Source organism: Nocardia sp. XZ_19_369 (assembly GCF_015355715.1).
GTDB lineage: Bacteria > Actinomycetota > Actinomycetes > Mycobacteriales > Mycobacteriaceae > Nocardia.
In genome coordinates this window covers 182,768-198,373 of record NZ_JACVED010000006.1, presented here as the reverse complement: position 1 = coordinate 198,373, position 15,606 = coordinate 182,768, and the positions used below count along the sequence as shown (strand labels likewise).

Here is a 15,606-nt window from a genome sequence, read left to right as displayed (position 1 = left end):
GGCCATGACAGTCAAAACTCTCGAGGATCTGCTGAACGAGGGTGTCGAAGGTCGGGGCGTCCTGGTGCGCTCCGACCTGAACGTCCCCCTCGACGACAACGGTCAGATCACCGATCCCGGTCGCATCATCGCCTCGGTGCCGACGCTGAAGGCGCTGGTCGAGGCCGGCGCGAAAGTGGTCGTCACCGCGCACCTCGGCCGCCCGAAAGGCGAGCCGGACCCGAAGCTCTCGCTGGCGCCGGTCGCCGCGAAGCTCGCCGAAGAGCTGGGCCGCAATGTTCAGCTCGCCGGTGACGTGGTCGGCGGGGACGCGCTCGCGCGCTCCGAGGGGCTGACCGACGGCGATGTGCTCCTGCTGGAGAACATCCGCTTCGATCCGCGGGAGACCAGCAAGGACGACGCGCAGCGGGCCAAGCTCGCCGCCGCGCTGGTCGAGCTGGTCGGCGACGACGGCGCGTTCGTCTCCGACGGTTTCGGTGTGGTGCACCGCAAGCAGGCGTCGGTGTACGACGTGGCGAAGCTGCTGCCGCATTACGCGGGCAAGCTGGTCGCGGCCGAGGTCGAGGTGCTGGCCAAGCTGACCCAGGACACCGAGCGGCCGTACGCGGTCGTGCTCGGCGGTTCCAAGGTCTCCGACAAGCTCGCGGTGATCGAGGCGCTCGCGCCGAAGGTCGACACGCTGGTCATCGGTGGCGGCATGTGCTTCACCTTCCTTGCCGCACAGGGTCTTTCGGTCGGCAGCTCGCTGCTGCAGGAAGAGATGATCGAGACCTGCAAGGGCCTGCTCGACCAGTACGCGGACGTCATCCACCTGCCGCGCGACATCGTGGCGGCGAGCAAGTTCGCCGCCGACGCCGACTCGAAGGTCGTGCCCGCGCACGAGATTCCGGACGGCTGGATGGGCCTGGACATCGGACCCGAATCCACCGACCGGTTCGCGGCGCTGCTGACCGAGGCGAAGACGGTGTTCTGGAACGGCCCGATGGGCGTGTTCGAGTTCGAGAACTTCGCGGCCGGTACCCGCGGCGTGGCCGAGGCCATCGTCACGGCCACCGGTAAGGGTGCGTTCACCGTCGTCGGCGGTGGCGATTCGGCCGCGGCCGTGCGTGCGCTCGGGCTGCCCGATGACGGTTTCTCGCATATCTCCACCGGCGGCGGCGCGTCGCTGGAATACCTGGAGGGCAAGGAACTTCCGGGCATCGCAGTGCTGGAAGATTGAGGAGTGCTGTGACGAAGTCCTATGCCAGGAAGCCGCTCATCGCGGGCAACTGGAAGCTGAACCTGAACCACCTCGAGGCGATCGCGCTGGTGCAGAAGATCGCTTTCGCGTTGCCGGAGAAGTACTTCGCCAAGGTGGACGTCGCGGTGCTGCCGCCGTTCACCGATCTGCGCAGTGTGCAGACGCTGGTGGAGGGCGACAAGCTGCTGCTCACCTATGGCGCGCAAGACGTTTCGATGCACGACTCGGGCGCCTACACCGGTGAGATCAGTGGTGCCATGCTGGCCAAGCTCGGCTGCACCTTCGTGGCGGTCGGGCACTCCGAGCGGCGGCAGTACCACCACGAGGACGACGCCACCGTGCTCGCCAAGGCCAAGCAGGCGCTCAAGCACGGGCTCACGCCGATCGTCTGCATCGGCGAGGGCCTGAACGTCCGCGAGGCGAAGACGCATGTCGAGTACAACCTCGAGCAGCTGCGTGGTTCGCTGAAAGGCCTGACGGCGGAGGAGATCTCGAAGGTCGTCATCGCCTACGAGCCGGTCTGGGCCATCGGCACCGGCAAGGTGGCGACCCCCGCCGACGCGCAGGAAGTCTGCGGCGCGATCCGCGCGGAACTGGCCGTGCTGGCCTCCCCGGAGATCGCCGCGGGCGTGCGCGTGCTCTACGGCGGCTCGGTCAACGCCAAGAACGTCGGGGAGCTCGTGGGTCAGACCGACATCGACGGCGCGTTGGTCGGCGGTGCTTCGCTCAAGGGTGACGAGTTCGCCACCCTTTCCGCGATTGCCGCGGGCGGTCCACTGCCGTAAGCGTTTTCACGGAGGAGAGCCGGGCATCGCGAGAGCGTTGCCCGGCTTTTCTGCGTTGTGCGCGGGACCCGATTTACTCCGCGTGCAGGGTGAGTCCGTTGCCGTTGGCATTGCGGAGGGTGAGGACATCGGCGTCGACGGTCGCGGTTGTCTTGCCGTCCAACACTTTCAGCACCGACTGCTCGACCTCCATCACCTCGGGCGAGCACAGCATCTTCGTGGTACCGACCTGGAAGGTGAGCTCGGTGTCGGGACCTGTTGCGCGACCGGTCATCCGGTTGCAGCCCGCGCTACCGGAGACGCTGCCGTCCTCGGCGATGGTGAGCGTGGGCTTCACCTCATCGATTGTCTGGGAACGCATTTGGGCGTCGGGGGTGATGAGGGCGGTGACGATCCAGGTGGTGCCCTTGACCGGCTTGTCCGGCCTGGCGACCTTCTTGTCCAGCAGGTGCACCGTGAGGTTGTCGTTCTTCACGGTGAGCTTCGCGCCGTCGAGCTGCCAGGTGGGGTCGGAATTCAGTAGCCCGCTGAGCCATTCGTCGGCGCCCTCCCGATCACCGGGGCAGGCCATCAGGGTGCTCGCCAGGCCGGACACGTGCAGCTTGTGATCGTCGAGCGCGACTACGCCGGAGTGCGAGTTGCAGCCCGCATCCGCGGCGATCCGGTCGTCTTTGAAGGTGAGCGTCAGCGGTCCGCCGCCGGGAATCGGCGCGCCCGCCACCTCGGTGGAGAGGAAGGTGCGGCCGACCAGGCCGGGGTCGGCCGGCTTGGAGTCGGAGTCGCCGCTCGAACAGGCAGTGACCGCGAGCAGTGCCAGGGCAACGATCGGGCCGAACCGCACGAAATTAGCCGCCATGACGGCGATGGTACCGATGTCGCGCGGTTCGGCCGGGTTTTCGGCAGGTCAGACCGGCATGCCGAGAGCCGACGCCAGGGTCTGGCCGAGGGCGTTGACGACTGTGGGGAACGCGCCGGGATCCAGGATCTGCAACGGCACGTCGCGGTTGCTGCAGCCCTGGGGTGCGGGAACACCGTTGAGCCGATCGTTGAGCCACATCACGGCCGAGCCCGCGCCGGAGACGGCGGCGATGCCGTGCTCGCTGATGATCTCCCTGGTGTAGGCGACCTGGGCGTTCGGGTCCTTGCAGTAGGTGTCGTACAGCTTGTTGACCGCGTTGATCGGCATCGCCTCGTCGAGCGGCGCCTCGTAGATGTAGAGCGGGAACGGGGGAGTACCGCGCCGGCCCAGGGTCATCTCGTCCAGCAGCGGCTGCAATTCGGGTGCGGTCATCGGATCGCCGCCGGGGTAGTTGAACAAGCCCTTGATGTTCACGAAGGGGAAGCCCGCGAATTGCAAAGCGACGCACTGACCTTCGTGCACGACCCGCACCGCCTTGCCGAGCGGGTTCATGTACTGGTCGATGAATTGGTTCAGCACCGGGTATTCCCGTGCGACACCGAACAATCCGCCGAGTACCGCGCCGCCGAAGGTCGACGTGCCGTTGTTGTAGTCGAGGCTCATCCGCAGATCGGCCAGCAGGCCACCGACCGCGGAACCCACGATGTTGAGCTCCGGTGCGTAGGTGGGTTGCAGCTCGGCCGCGTGCGCGGTCGGGATGGCGCCGCCCGAATAGCCCCACAGTGCGGTCCGGGTGGCCGCTCCGGACAGGCCCGCCTGGTCGAAGTTCTCGGCGGCCCGGATCGAATCCAAGGTGATGCGGGCGCCGAGCGGTCCGGCCGCGTAGGCCGCGTTCGGACCCTGGTGATCGGGCACCACGACCGCATGGCCGAGTTGCAGCATGGCCTGGACCTCGATGAACTCCGCGGAGATCACCGGGTTCGTCGGATTGGGGAGCGAACCCATCTGCAGTACATAGGACGGTGCGCAGTTGATCGACAACGAGTCCTCGGCGAACTGGAAGGCGACCAGATTCCGGTCCGGGGTGGGGGACGGGCGGTGCGGCACGATGACGGTGGCGACCGCCGCGATCGGTTCGCCGCGGGTGTTGGTGCTGCGGAAGGACAACTGCCAGGCCCGCACGTTGAGGGGGATCAGGAAGAAATTCGCGAGGTTGACCTGCCGCGCCGCCAGGATCTCGCCGGGCTGTGCCGCGGCGACCTTGCCTGGATCGGGGTTGTAGAAACCCGGATCGAGGTACGGCGGTGCGGGTGGCAGCGGGAAGGGTAGCGGCGGTGCGACCGCCACCGGCTCGGCCTGCGCGACGCCGGCCATCGCGGGGCACACCGCGACGGTCAAACCCGCGGTCAGTACCAGGCAAACGTGCGCGACCACCCTCTTGGTGCCCGTAGCGGTGCCCATCTTCATTTGGAACTCCTCGACATAACGCAGCGCTGCGCGCCGGCTCTCGGGCAGAAAAGAGAGCGACTGTTTCCTAACTGGCGGGTCGACTGTAGAGGGCGGTTCGACGCTGTGTCAACGATCACGCTGACCCGATGGCAGGGGTGGCCGGACCGGGCGGGCAGGATGGGTAATCATGACCGGGAGCGCCGAAATATCCCGTCCACGCCGGACGCAGCAGCAACGCCGCGCCGCCACCGTCGCCAAGCTGATCGACGCGACCATCGCCGCGATCGGCGAGGTGGGCTATCAGCGCACCACCGTGCAGGAGATCTGCGGGCGCGCCGGGCTGTCCGTCGGGGCCATGTTCCGGCAGTTCGACAGCAGGCTGGACCTGATCGTGCGCACCGCCGAGGAGATCGTCACGCGGCAGACCGCCGCTTTCACCGGGGTGATGGAACAGCTTGGGGAACAAGCGAATTCGCTCGATACGGCGTTGCGTTTCCTGCAGGCGGCGCAGTCGGACAACATCACTCACGCGCTGCGCGAGATCTACCTCGCGGCCCGCTCGGACGCCGAGCTGCGGGTCAGGATCGCGCCGACGGTGGAGGCCTACTACGACGAGATCGTGGCTGCGGTCGAGCGCACCGGAGTGCTGAGCCGGTATCCGCAGCGGCTGCGTGAGCCGATGTTCTTCCTTGTGCTGCATCTGTTTTCGGGTCAGTCGGTGGTGCGCGGGGTGTACCAGCGTCCCGAACTCGACGAAGCGGTCCTGCGGCTGATCGAGGACATGATGCAGACCTACGCCGACACGGTCGACGAGTAGGTCCACCGGATGAGGCTGTGGACGCTACAGGCGCCCGAAGTGGTCGCTGCCGTGCGGGCAAACGACTCGTATCGTGCGAGCTGGGAACTCATTTCGCCGAACCTGCGACCTGGCTTCGGGATCCTCGCTGCCGAAATGGCGAGGCGCGGAATCGATTGCGGGGACGCACCGCCGGTGTGGTGCTGGCCGGGCCGTGGTCTGCGCAGGTCCGCCATTCGGCGCACGGCCAATTCGCTGCTGGGAGATCATGAGTGGGCGCACGGTCGGTGGTTGCTCAAGCTCGACGTGCCGGATGAGCTGACGCTCGCCACCTCGTACGCGGTATGGAACGATTATCTCGGCTACACCTGCGGATTTCTCGACGGTCCCGAACAGATGGACTGGACCGGTCAGCTGACCTCGGAGTGGGACGAGCTCCAGGTGACCATCCCCGAGTTGCGTCGCGAGTGGATCGTTCGGGCCAAGCCCTATCCGCCGGACGCCGACACCGCCGCCCGGATCGCCGCTGACCCGCTGCTGCGCGAGTTCGGGAAATAACTCGAGCGACACGGTGCGCCGCCGGGCATTAGGATCGGCCGCGTGCACCGATGCTTTCCGATCACACCGCCGCCCGCCTCCTGAGCGAGGTGTAGCAGTCAGCGCGCCACCTGGATAGGTGAGTGCGTCTCTTCGGCATTCGTTGTGCACCTCGCTTCCGCGACCCCATCCCTCTCTGTCGCAGGAGCGCGAATCCTTCATGTCCATATCTCTGTCCAAGACCGGCCGTTCCGGGCTGGTCTTCCTTGTCGGCGCCGGAATGCTGTGGGGCACCGGCGGTTTGCTCGGCACGCTGCTCGGTCGTGCCACCGGGTTGTCACCCGTCGCGGTGGCCACCTGCCGACTTGCCGCCGGCGGGCTGCTGCTCGTTGCTCTACTCGCGCTGAGTCGCCGCCCGTGGCCGCGAAATCTGCTGGCCTGGCGCAGGATCGGCGCGGTCGCCGCTCTCGCCGCGACCTTCCAGGCGTGCTATTTCGGGGCGGTCGCGGCATCGTCGGTCAGCGTCGCCACCTTGATCACCATCGGTGCGTCGCCGGTGGTGGTCGCGCTGCTGGAGCAGGTCACCGGCCGCCGCGCCGTGGATCGCAGGCGCGCGGCGACGATCGGGCTCGCGCTCGCCGGATTGGCGCTGCTGGTCGGTGTGCCGTCCGATGACTTGGACGCCACCGGACTGCTTGCCGGTGCCGCCCTCGCCATCGCCGCGGCCGGCGCGTTCGCTGCGGTCACCGTGATCAGTGCCCGGCCGATACCGGGGCTCGATGCGATGACCACCACAGGCCTCGGATTCACTGGCGGCGCAGTAATACTCATGCCCCTGGCGCTGACCACCGGCATCACCTTCGAGCCGAACGCAGGCAGTCTCGCGCTGCTCGCAGCCCTCGGACTCGTGCCGACCGCGGTCGCCTACACGCTGTACTTCCGCGGCTTGCCGGACGCAGGCCCCGGCACCGCTGCGGTCCTCGCACTGCTCGAACCGCTGACCGGTGCAATGCTCGCGGCGATAGTCCTCGGCGAGCGATTGACCCCGCTGGGCATGATGGGCGGCGCGCTACTGACCGCCGCCCTCCTCCTCACGGCCAACGAGTCGCGGCCGAGGGACGTGGCATAGCGCGGATCCGCAGGTGCCAACTGATTTAGTGAGTACATGGGTAACTCACCGGGTACCGGCGGACGTGACGACGACATCACCGCCGGTCGCCGACGCTGCTCTCGCGGCACCATAGTCTGGCCTGAATACGCGGAGAGGCGGGGGAGCAAGTGATCACTGCGGCCAACACCCCTGTCTCCACCTGGGCACCACTGCGGTCGAAGGTGTATCGCGCCCTCTGGATCGCGCAACTGGTGTCCAACCTGGGCACCTGGATGCAGACGGTCGGCGCGCAGTGGATTCTGGTGGACGAGCCGAATGCCGCGGTGCTGGTCTCGTTCGTGCAGACGGCGATCACGCTGCCGGTGATGCTGCTGGCTATTCCGTCCGGCGTGATCGCCGATCTGGTGGATCGGCGCAGGCTGTTGCTCGGGGCGCAGTCGGCCATGGCGATTCTCGCGACGGTGCTCGCGGTCTCGACGGCGACGGGGCACACCACCCCGGCCGTGCTGCTCACCTTGCTGTTCCTGCTCGGCTGCGGTCAGGCGCTGACCGGGCCCGCGTGGCAGGCGATCCAGCCGGAACTGGTTCCGCGCGAACAGATTCCGTCGGCGGCCGCGCTGGGCAGCATGAGCATCAATATCGGGCGGGCGGTGGGGCCCGCGATCGCCGGTGTGCTGGTCTCGCTGTCCGGGCCGACGCTGGTGTTCGCGCTCAACGCGGTGTCGTTCATCGGCATCGTCGTGGTGCTCGGGGTCTGGCGCAGGCCGGCCACGGATCGGCAGCTGCCGAGCGAACGCCCGCTGGCGGCGTTGCAGGCCGGGACGCGGTTCATCAAGGCGGCGCCCGCGATCCGGCGGGTGCTGCTGCGTTCGATCCTGTTCATCGCCCCGGCCAGCGCGCTGTGGGCTTTGCTGCCGGTGATCGCGCGTGACGAGCTCGGGCTGTCCTCGTCCGGCTATGGCTTGATGCTCGCCGCGCTGGGTGTCGGCGCGGTGCTCGGGGCCGTCGGACTGTCGCGACTGCGCCTGCTGCTCACGCCCACCCAGCGATTGACCATGGCCGCCGTGCTGTTCGGCGTCGCAACGGCGGCCGCGGCGGTGCTGCATGTGGTGCCGGTCGTGCTGGTGTTGCTGGTGTTCGCGGGCTTCGCCTGGCTGCTGGCGATGTCCACGATGAACTCGACTATGCAGTTGCTGCTGCCCGCTTGGGTTCGGGCGCGTGGGCTGTCGGTTTATCTGCTGGTGTTCATGGGTGGGCAGGCGATGGGCTCGCTGGTCTGGGGTGTGGTCGCCGGCGCGGCCGGACCGGTCAAGGCCATGCTGATCGCCGCGGCACTGCTCGGGCTGTGTGCGGTGAGCACGGTCTGGCTGCCGATCAGCCATAACGCCGAGAACCTCGATCAGACCCCCTCGGCGTTCTGGCCGGAACCGCAGCTCGTTGTCGAACCCGAACCCGCCGACGGCCCGGTCATGGTGTTGCGCACCTACGACGTCCCGCCGGAGAACGTCGAGGAGTTCATGACCGCCATGGCGTTCGTCGGCCGTTCCCGGCAACGCACCGGCGCGATGGAGTGGCGGCTCTACCGCGACGTCGGCGTGCTGGACCGCTATGTCGAGGCGTTCGTCGTGCGTTCCTGGGCCGAACACATGCACCAGCACCAGGTCAGACTCACCGCTCAGGACCAGATCCGCGAGCAGGAGGCGTCGAAATTCACCATCGGCGAGGACGAGGTGACCCACCTGGTCGCGATCCTGCCACCGTAGGCCCTGTGTCGAAGTCCCATCCAGCCCCCGGATGCATCCGGCCGGACTTCGACACAGGGCCTGGGATCGACGTTTCCGAGTGCCTGATTCGGTGGGATTCGATCGTCCGCATACACTGTCGGGCATGCGGATGTTCCTCGATATCCTCCTGATCATCACCAGCTTGCTGCTGGTGCTGCTGGTGCTGCTGCACCGCGCCAAGGGTGGAGGTCTGTCCAGCCTGTTCGGCGGTGGTGTGCAGTCCAGCCTCTCCGGCTCGACCGTTGTGGAGAAGAACCTCGACCGAATCACTATTTTCACCGGCCTGGTCTGGGTCATCGCCATTCTCGGCATCGGCTTGGAGATCAAGTTCGCCTGATCAGGCGCGTCACCACACCGGCCGCGATCGTCGCAGCCGCCAGCACCAGGGCGGCGATGACGAACGCGGCCGGATAGCTGTCGCCGATCACCGGCGCCACCACCAACGGACCGAGCATCTGCCCAGCACCATAAACGGCGGTGAGCGGCGCCGCCGCGCCACCGTCGGACAACTCACCGCCGATCCGCATCGCCAGCATCACGATGCCGAGGAACGTCGCGCCGAACAGCGCCGCCGAGAGCACGGCGGGCCACACGGCGGTCGAGACGGCGGGCAGCACCGCCGAAACGCATTGCGCCACTAGGGCGATCGGCATGGCGATCGCTGGCGCCCAGCGGCGTGCCGCGACACCCCACAGCACCGTGGCGGGCACCGCGGCCACGCCGACCACCACCCAGATCGCCGAGCCGACCACCGGGCCGCGCTGGTCACTGACCGCGGCGACCAGGAATGTGCCGATCACGATGTAGCCGACACCCTCCAGGAAATACGCGACGAGCAGCGCCCGCCACGCGGCCCGCGACCGGATGGTGGCTTTGCCTGCACGTCGACCCGGCTGGATATCTAGCCGCAATGCGGGTGCGAGCAACACTGCGGTGAGCACGGCGGAGACCAGCCACATACTTTGCCAACCCAGGAACGGCCGCACCACCAACACCAGTATCCCGGTGAGCGCGATACCGAATCCGATTCCGCCGAAAGCGATTCCGGCCGCATCCCGGCTGCTGCCCGGCCGCGCGGCCACCCCGGCGCACGCGACGAAGACGACGGCGCTGGTGACGCCGGCGATCAGGCGCAGCGTGGCAGGGAACAGTGTCGGTGCGGGCACGGCCATCAAAACTTCGCTGATGATCAGTAGGGCGGCGGAGATGTGGAAAGTGTTGCGGCTGTTCAGTTCCGGCCATCGGGTGAGCAGGATGGCGCCGAGGAGATAGCCCGCGTAGTTGGCGGTCGCGATCACCGCGCCGTCATGGGTGCTGATCTGGTGCGCGTCCACCATGATCGGCAGCAGCGGGGTGTAGACGAATCGGCCGACGCCCATCGCGGCGGCTAATCCTGCTGCGGCGGCGAAAGCGGGGGCGAGACCGCTGCGCGGTGGGTGGGTGCGAGTAACGGTCACTCCGGCGACCGTACGGTCCGTTCCGGCGTCTGTTAAATGCTTTCTATGCACCATGTATACGCTTGATGCATGGACGAATCTGCGCTGCCGGACGGGACCGTTCCGACGGGTGCGGGCGAGCAGAGTCCGAGCGCATTCGGCCGGGGTGCGGGAGCGGCTGGCCAGGGTGCGGGCGTGGCGGACGCGAGTTCGGGCAGCGGGAGCGCAGGTGAGTCTGATCCGGGGGCGGACGATGGCGGTGCGGACGGTGGGGGTGCCAGCGGGGCGGATGCGAATGCCGGTGGGGGTGCTGGCGGGGTGGATCGGGGTGCAGGTGAGGCCGATGCGGGTGCCGGTGGGGCCGGTCGGGGTGCGGGCGGGGTTGATCGGGGTGCAGGTGAGGCGGATGCGGGTGCCTGTTCGGCTGGTCGGGGTGCGGGCGGGGCGGACCGCGGCCTAAGCGGGCATACCCAGATCGAGCTGCGGCATCTGCGCGCGTACGTCGCGCTGTGCGAGGAGTCGAACTACACCCGTGCCGCGGCCCGCCTGCACCTCAGCCAACCCGCGCTGACCAGGACGATTCAACAGTTGGAGCGGCACATCGAGTGCAGGCTCATCGAACGCACCTCCCGTCGCTTCGCACTGACCGACGAGGGCACCGAACTGCTGACGCACGCCCGCCGGATCCTCGCCGACGTCGACACGGTCGCCGCGCAACTGCGCTCACGGGCCGCCATCGAGGTGGGCTTCGCCTGGCTGCTGCCCACCAGCTGGCTCGCCGCCACCCGCCGCCGCTACGAGGCGCTCGGCGGCCGCATCACGCTGCACCGCGTCGACGATCCGCTGGCCGCCCTCGAAGCCCGAGCCATCGATATCGCCATATACCGCAGGGAAACTCAGCTGCCGAGCCATCTCGAGAGTCGGGTGATCGCGACCGAGCAGCGGATGCTCGCCGTCGCCGCGAACTCGCCACTGGCCGACGCGACCGACCTGCGCTGGGCCGACCTCGCCGGCTATCCGCTCGTGGTGAACGTGGTTTCCGGCACCACCCATGCGGGTTCGTGGGAACAGGGCGATCCGGACCGGCCGATCATCACCTGCCGGAACTTCGACGAATGGATCGAACTCGTCGCGGCGAACCGCGGTATCGGCGGCGTCCCCGCACTGGCCCGCAGCCGTGCACCGCATCCCGGCGTTGTCTACCTTGACATTCCGGACGCGCCACCGTCACACGTGTATCTCGCGTGGAACGCCAAGCCCGCGCCCTCGCGCGCGGTGCAACGGTTCTTGGGTGTTGCTTGAGCGTTGTCGGCGAGGGGGAATTGGTGTCGGCGGCTCTCGGCTGTTACCTACATCAGTTCCCCATGATCATCTGTCCAATCCGAGGTCAGTCCGCGCGTGGGACGCGTCCGTCGACGTCGGTGAAGCCGTAGGCGTCGGCGAGATCGGCTACCCGCCAGGGTGATCCGGTGCGGGAGCGGCGGTCAGGGTCGGTGGCGAGTGCGACGACCGCGCGGCCGGGGAACCGCGGGGTCTCTGCCTCGGCGAGATCGTAGGTGCCTTCGCCCGGCAGGGTGACCAACCGTTGGCCCTGTGCGTCGGCCGGAACCATTTGCAGCAGTTCGGTATCAACGATGCCCGGCCACAGCGAGACGACGGTGACGTCGGTGTCGGCCAGGTTGTGCGCCATGTCCGCGGTGAGCCGGTCCAGTGCGGTTTTCGCGACGCCGTACACAGCGTTGTGCATGTACCGCTGTGCACCCGGTGAGGAGATGTTGACGATCAAACCGCCGGATTCGATCAGGAGCGGCGCGGCGAAAGCGCTTGCCACGTAATGCGATCGGACGCCGATGTCGAAGGTCTCGTCCCACGCTTTCGGGGGCACCTCCCAGAACGGCTTGCCTAGCCAGCGCGCCGCGGCGGGGGAGTTGTACACGTTGTTCACCAGCACATCGAGGCGCTGGTGTGCGGCGCCGATCTGCTGGAACAGTTGTTGCACCGCGTCGTCGTCGTGGTGATCGCAGACGAAGGGAACGCCGACGCCGCCCGCCGCATCGATGGCCGCAGCGGTCTCCTGCACGGTGCCGGGCAAGCGACCCGGGGTGGCCGAGCGCCCGGTGACGTACACCGTCGCACCCGCCGCACCGAGTTCCAGTGCGATGCCCTTGCCGATGCCGCGACTCGCGCCGGTGACGACCGCGATCTTGCCGCTGAGTGCCTCAGGTATTCCGTTCACGACTTCAGGACACTACCGTGAAACGAGAACACGTTCTAGATTTTGGAGGCCGCAGTGGAGATCACGCATCGGTTCATCGCAACCAAGGGTGTGCGGATGCACGTCGCCGAGCAGGGCGCGGGGTATCCGGTGATCTTCTGCCACGGCTTTCCGCACACCTGGTTCATCTGGCACAACCAGCTGGCGTCGGTCGCCGCAGCGGGGTATCGCGCCATCGCGCCGGACCTGCGCGGTTACGGGCAGACCGACGTGCCGGCGGACGTCGAGTCGTACACGAACGAAGCCGTCATCGGTGACCTGCTCGCCCTGCTCGACGACATCGGCGCCGAGCAGGCGGTATTCGTCGGCTTGGACTTCGGCGCAGCCCTGGTGTGGGAGTTGGCATTACGCGCGTCCGAACGGGTGCGCGGTGTCATCGTCCTGAACAATCCCTTCGCACCACGCCCGCCTCGATCGCCGTCCCAACTGTGGGCAAAGGCCGCTGCGCGACACTTCCTGCACCTGGACTACTTTCAGAAGCCGGGCGTGGCCGACGCCGAATTGGAGGCGCGTCCAAGGGAATTCCTGGCCAACGTCTACTACTCACTCAGCGCCGACTACCACTACCTCGACACGTGGCAGTTCCCGGCCGAGGGCACCGGCTACCTCGATGTGCTTCCGACCGCACCGCCGCTGCCGTGGCGCTGGCTCACCCAGGCCGAATTCGACACCCTGGCACAGGATTTCGAACGCACCGGCTTCACCGGCGGCCTGAACTGGTACCGCGCCCTCGACCGCAACTGGGAACTCACCGCCGCCTATGCCGACGCGTCCGTCACCGTCCCCGCCTACTTCATGTACGGCGACCGCGATCCCGACATGGAGGGATTCAGCGGCCGCGACCCACTGACCACGCTGCGCACCTACGTCCCGGACCTGCGCGCGGTGACGAAGATCGCCGACGCGGGTCACCTCGTGCAACTGGAACGTGCGTCCGAAGTCGATACCTTGATCACCGCCCACTTGCGCGAACTCGTCCCGAACTCATCCGACGTGCCCGCGTAACCGCGGTTGATGTAGTCGGCGCTGGCTTGCCCCTGCCTGCCGCGTCACAGGTAGACGTTAGACCTGACCGATCCCGCGGCGAAACCAATCCGGCATGGCTTGATCTGACCGCGGAAACCATCGGTTTTCGGTCGCGAAGTGTTCAGCCGTCGGCGGAGTCGAGAAGGCCGGCATCAGATCTCGGTTGTATTGAATGGTGAAGTGGTTGGGCGGATCCAGAATGTACTCGAACTCGTGCCAGGACCCGCTGTCTTGGATGTACATTCCTTTCCTCAGTTGCTGAAATTTCCGCCAGACTTCGGGCGGAAAAGACCAGGCTCGCACCGTTCCATCGGGCATCCGCACTCCGGAATCGGACTCGGCATGCGTACCGATCATCCTGGCGCGCACCACAAGCCGAGTCCAGCCGATCGGCAGCGTGGGGAGCACTTCGCTCGTGATGTCGGTGAGCTTGTCATGTTGCTCGACCGGGTCGAGCGTCGGCCAGTTCGGCATCTAGTCGAATCCTCCTGCGGGAATGCGCCGTTGCGAGCGAAGATCAGCCTGCCCGCCCCCATCGCCCGTCGCAACTCGATGCCTCCGTTCGAAAGCCCGGCGCACCGAGGACGGGTATTCGGCCGCTCGCCAGTACCGGGCCGCCGCAACGACATCCGTAGAGTCATCCCATGGCATTGCAGCTCCACATCTACCCGGCCCCGCCGTTGCGGCTGACCCCGGACTGCACGATCCACACCGGGATTGTGCAGCTCGCCATGTCCGGCAGATTCCTCCAGTCGCTGCGCGGACAACCGGACGAGTTCGGCGTGTTCCTCCCCGATGCCGCGCCCCTGCTCGACGGCGCGACCGAGCCCAATCTGTGGGCCGAAGCGTTTGTCGCGAGCAGCGTTTCGACCCCGGCCAGCGGTTTTCCGTCCGGCGTCGCCCATGTGCGTGCTAGCTATCTGGTCGATCCACGCGAGGGCAGCAGCACCCGGCGGCTGCACCTCGGTGGTGCGGCCCACATCGCAAAGGGGATCAGTCTCGGCTATCGCGTCACCGTGCAGACCGCGTAGCGTCAAACGCCTTCCGTCGGTGCGGCGTTCGTGTCGGTGGGTGCCGCTAATGTTCGATCATGAGTTACAGCCTGAGCGTTTACGTCGTCGAACTGGATAGGGTCAGGGCCGCGATCGGCTCGCGGGACGACAAGCTCCGGCGCATGATCGGTGGCCGGTTCAAAGCCCAATTGGCGCACGCCGACGACTGGTTCGCCGAGGAGATCGCGAACGGCGCCCCGGCGCGCTACGACGCGGTGCGCGCCGTCATCGACGGCGGCCCGTTCGACGAGGCGTACGGCTTCCAATACGCCTACGCCTATCAAACGATCTGCCAGTTCTACGGCAGGTTCCTCGACAACCGCTACTTCTCCCCGTTCCGTGGCAGCTGGCTGGAGCAGGTCGACGAGGGCCTCGCCGAGTTGGGCATCAAGGCGATCAGCCTCGCCGACTTCGTCTACCACGCGCTGCCCGCCGCCCTACCCCAACCCGACGAGCTACCCGGCTACGGCGAATGGACGCCGGAACAGTGCGCGGAAGCCCTCGTGCAATGGGAATCGACCACGCCGAAACAGCGCGAGGACGTCGAACACGAGGTGCTCGCCGCGATCGAATCGTGTATGGAATGGATTCGCGAGGCGCAGGCGCGCCCGGGCTGGGGGATCGCCGGATTCTTCCTCTGACAGTGGGTGCAACTGTGACTCAACGGTATTCGTCGCCCAGCTTCGGGTAGTCGGCCCACTGCGGCAGCGGTTGGTAATCGAGGTACGCGGTGAGCCGATCCAGCAGGTACTGCCAGCGGGGGCCGATCGCACTCGCCTCAGCCGGGCTCACGTGGCGGCGGATCAGCTCGACATTGGTCACCACGCCGACCTGGGTCATCCGAACCTCGAGCAGGCAGCCGTCGACGTGCACGACCAGTTCGTGCGGCGCCTGGCAATGATCGACCCGCACCGCGACCGGTCGCGACACCGGTCCGTCCATCGGCTCGATGGTCAGATTGCCGTGGCCGCCGGACACCGCGCCGAGCCAGCGCGCCAACTGCGTACGGTCGGTCGCCGCCGACCACACGTCGAGCACCGGTTTGCGGAAGGAACGCAGATAGTGCAGGAGCACCAGATCGCCGTCCGCCGCGCGATCGTGCTCCGGCCGAACCTCACCGAGCATGGACATCATGGTCATCGCCGTGCCCTTCGCCGCTGGTTGTCGTCTCACCGCCACTGTATTTCCAGTATTCCCCCGTCGAATCCGAATCGCTGGGATACCGGTGCGGCGCGCCTCGGCGAGGTGGTAATCGA

At 67.2% G+C, this 15,606-nt stretch carries 17 protein-coding genes; 11 read left to right on the top strand and 6 right to left on the bottom strand.

What is annotated here, in order from left to right:
* Positions 1 to 4 precede the first annotated feature (4 nt).
* Both pgk and tpiA read left to right on the top strand, forming a co-directional pair.
* Positions 5 to 1,219 carry a phosphoglycerate kinase gene (gene pgk / locus IBX18_RS23075; protein WP_135232018.1) on the top strand — a complete coding sequence of 405 codons (1,215 nt, stop codon included), beginning with the start codon at positions 5 to 7 and terminating at the stop codon, positions 1,217 to 1,219.
* An 8-nt stretch (positions 1,220 to 1,227) separates the two neighbouring features.
* Positions 1,228 to 2,025, top strand: a complete 798-nt coding sequence (tpiA, locus tag IBX18_RS23070) for a triose-phosphate isomerase (protein WP_194835651.1) — start codon at positions 1,228 to 1,230, stop codon at positions 2,023 to 2,025.
* A gap of 73 nt (positions 2,026 to 2,098) precedes the next feature.
* Here tpiA and IBX18_RS23065 read toward each other — a convergent pair whose 3' ends face one another.
* Together IBX18_RS23065 and IBX18_RS23060 are read right to left on the bottom strand one after the other, a co-directional pair.
* On the bottom strand, positions 2,099 to 2,881 hold the full coding sequence (locus IBX18_RS23065; RefSeq protein WP_194835650.1) for an META domain-containing protein: 783 nt from the start codon (positions 2,879 to 2,881) through the stop codon (positions 2,099 to 2,101).
* 48 nt (positions 2,882 to 2,929) lie between these two features.
* Positions 2,930 to 4,351, bottom strand: coding sequence for a lipase family protein (locus IBX18_RS23060; RefSeq protein WP_194835649.1), 1,422 nt, complete (start codon positions 4,349 to 4,351; stop codon positions 2,930 to 2,932).
* Positions 4,352 to 4,520: 169 nt separating this feature from the next.
* On the opposite strand from IBX18_RS23060, the gene IBX18_RS23055 reads away from it, so the two are divergent.
* The 5 genes from IBX18_RS23055 to secG all read left to right on the top strand — a co-directional run bounded on the left by IBX18_RS23055 (position 4,521) and on the right by secG (position 8,898).
* Positions 4,521 to 5,150, top strand: a complete 630-nt coding sequence (locus IBX18_RS23055) for a TetR/AcrR family transcriptional regulator (protein WP_194835648.1) — start codon at positions 4,521 to 4,523, stop codon at positions 5,148 to 5,150.
* A 270-nt stretch (positions 5,151 to 5,420) separates the two neighbouring features.
* Positions 5,421 to 5,687: a hypothetical protein gene (locus tag IBX18_RS42220; RefSeq protein ID WP_228541611.1), complete on the top strand. Its 267-nt coding sequence runs from the start codon at positions 5,421 to 5,423 to the stop codon at positions 5,685 to 5,687.
* Positions 5,688 to 5,886: 199 nt separating this feature from the next.
* Positions 5,887 to 6,795, top strand: coding sequence for a DMT family transporter (locus IBX18_RS23045; RefSeq protein WP_194835646.1), 909 nt, complete (start codon positions 5,887 to 5,889; stop codon positions 6,793 to 6,795).
* A 152-nt stretch (positions 6,796 to 6,947) separates the two neighbouring features.
* Entirely contained in the window at positions 6,948 to 8,540 is a 1,593-nt protein-coding gene (locus IBX18_RS23040) for an MFS transporter (protein ID WP_306796397.1), read from the top strand.
* Positions 8,541 to 8,664: 124 nt separating this feature from the next.
* Complete coding sequence (gene secG, locus IBX18_RS23035) at positions 8,665 to 8,898, top strand: preprotein translocase subunit SecG (protein WP_135232013.1); 234 nt, start codon at positions 8,665 to 8,667, stop codon at positions 8,896 to 8,898.
* Here secG and IBX18_RS23030 read toward each other — a convergent pair.
* On the bottom strand, positions 8,885 to 10,018 hold the full coding sequence (locus IBX18_RS23030; RefSeq protein WP_306796370.1) for a YbfB/YjiJ family MFS transporter: 1,134 nt from the start codon (positions 10,016 to 10,018) through the stop codon (positions 8,885 to 8,887). The two genes, secG and IBX18_RS23030, sit on opposite strands and share 14 nt — an antisense overlap.
* 69 nt (positions 10,019 to 10,087) lie before the next feature.
* Between IBX18_RS23030 and IBX18_RS23025 the strand changes: the two genes are divergently transcribed.
* On the top strand, positions 10,088 to 11,299 hold the full coding sequence (locus IBX18_RS23025) for a LysR family transcriptional regulator (protein WP_228541610.1): 1,212 nt from the start codon (positions 10,088 to 10,090) through the stop codon (positions 11,297 to 11,299).
* 85 nt (positions 11,300 to 11,384) lie between these two features.
* Here IBX18_RS23025 and IBX18_RS23020 read toward each other — a convergent pair whose 3' ends face one another.
* A complete protein-coding gene (locus tag IBX18_RS23020) occupies positions 11,385 to 12,233 on the bottom strand; it encodes an SDR family NAD(P)-dependent oxidoreductase (RefSeq protein WP_194835644.1) in 849 nt (282 codons plus the stop codon).
* A gap of 54 nt (positions 12,234 to 12,287) precedes the next feature.
* Between IBX18_RS23020 and IBX18_RS23015 the strand changes: the two genes are divergently transcribed.
* Positions 12,288 to 13,277 carry an alpha/beta hydrolase gene (locus IBX18_RS23015; protein WP_306796369.1) on the top strand — a complete coding sequence of 330 codons (990 nt, stop codon included), beginning with the start codon at positions 12,288 to 12,290 and terminating at the stop codon, positions 13,275 to 13,277.
* Between the two features lie 57 nt (positions 13,278 to 13,334).
* Here the strand turns inward: IBX18_RS23015 and IBX18_RS23010 are convergent, their stop codons facing one another.
* Positions 13,335 to 13,772: a hypothetical protein gene (locus IBX18_RS23010; RefSeq protein WP_194835643.1), complete on the bottom strand. Its 438-nt coding sequence runs from the start codon at positions 13,770 to 13,772 to the stop codon at positions 13,335 to 13,337.
* A 170-nt stretch (positions 13,773 to 13,942) separates the two neighbouring features.
* Here IBX18_RS23010 and IBX18_RS23005 point away from each other — a divergent pair, with 170 nt between their 5' ends.
* Together IBX18_RS23005 and IBX18_RS23000 are read left to right on the top strand one after the other, a co-directional pair.
* A complete protein-coding gene (locus IBX18_RS23005) occupies positions 13,943 to 14,329 on the top strand; it encodes a hypothetical protein (RefSeq protein ID WP_194835642.1) in 387 nt (128 codons plus the stop codon).
* 59 nt (positions 14,330 to 14,388) lie between these two features.
* On the top strand, positions 14,389 to 14,991 hold the full coding sequence (locus tag IBX18_RS23000; protein WP_194835641.1) for a hypothetical protein: 603 nt from the start codon (positions 14,389 to 14,391) through the stop codon (positions 14,989 to 14,991).
* A gap of 19 nt (positions 14,992 to 15,010) precedes the next feature.
* Here IBX18_RS23000 and IBX18_RS22995 read toward each other — a convergent pair whose 3' ends face one another.
* The gene (locus IBX18_RS22995; RefSeq protein WP_306796368.1) at positions 15,011 to 15,523 is read right to left on the bottom strand and encodes a hypothetical protein; all 513 of its coding nucleotides are present in this window, start codon (positions 15,521 to 15,523) and stop codon (positions 15,011 to 15,013) included.
* Between the last annotated feature and the right edge of the window lie 83 nt (positions 15,524 to 15,606).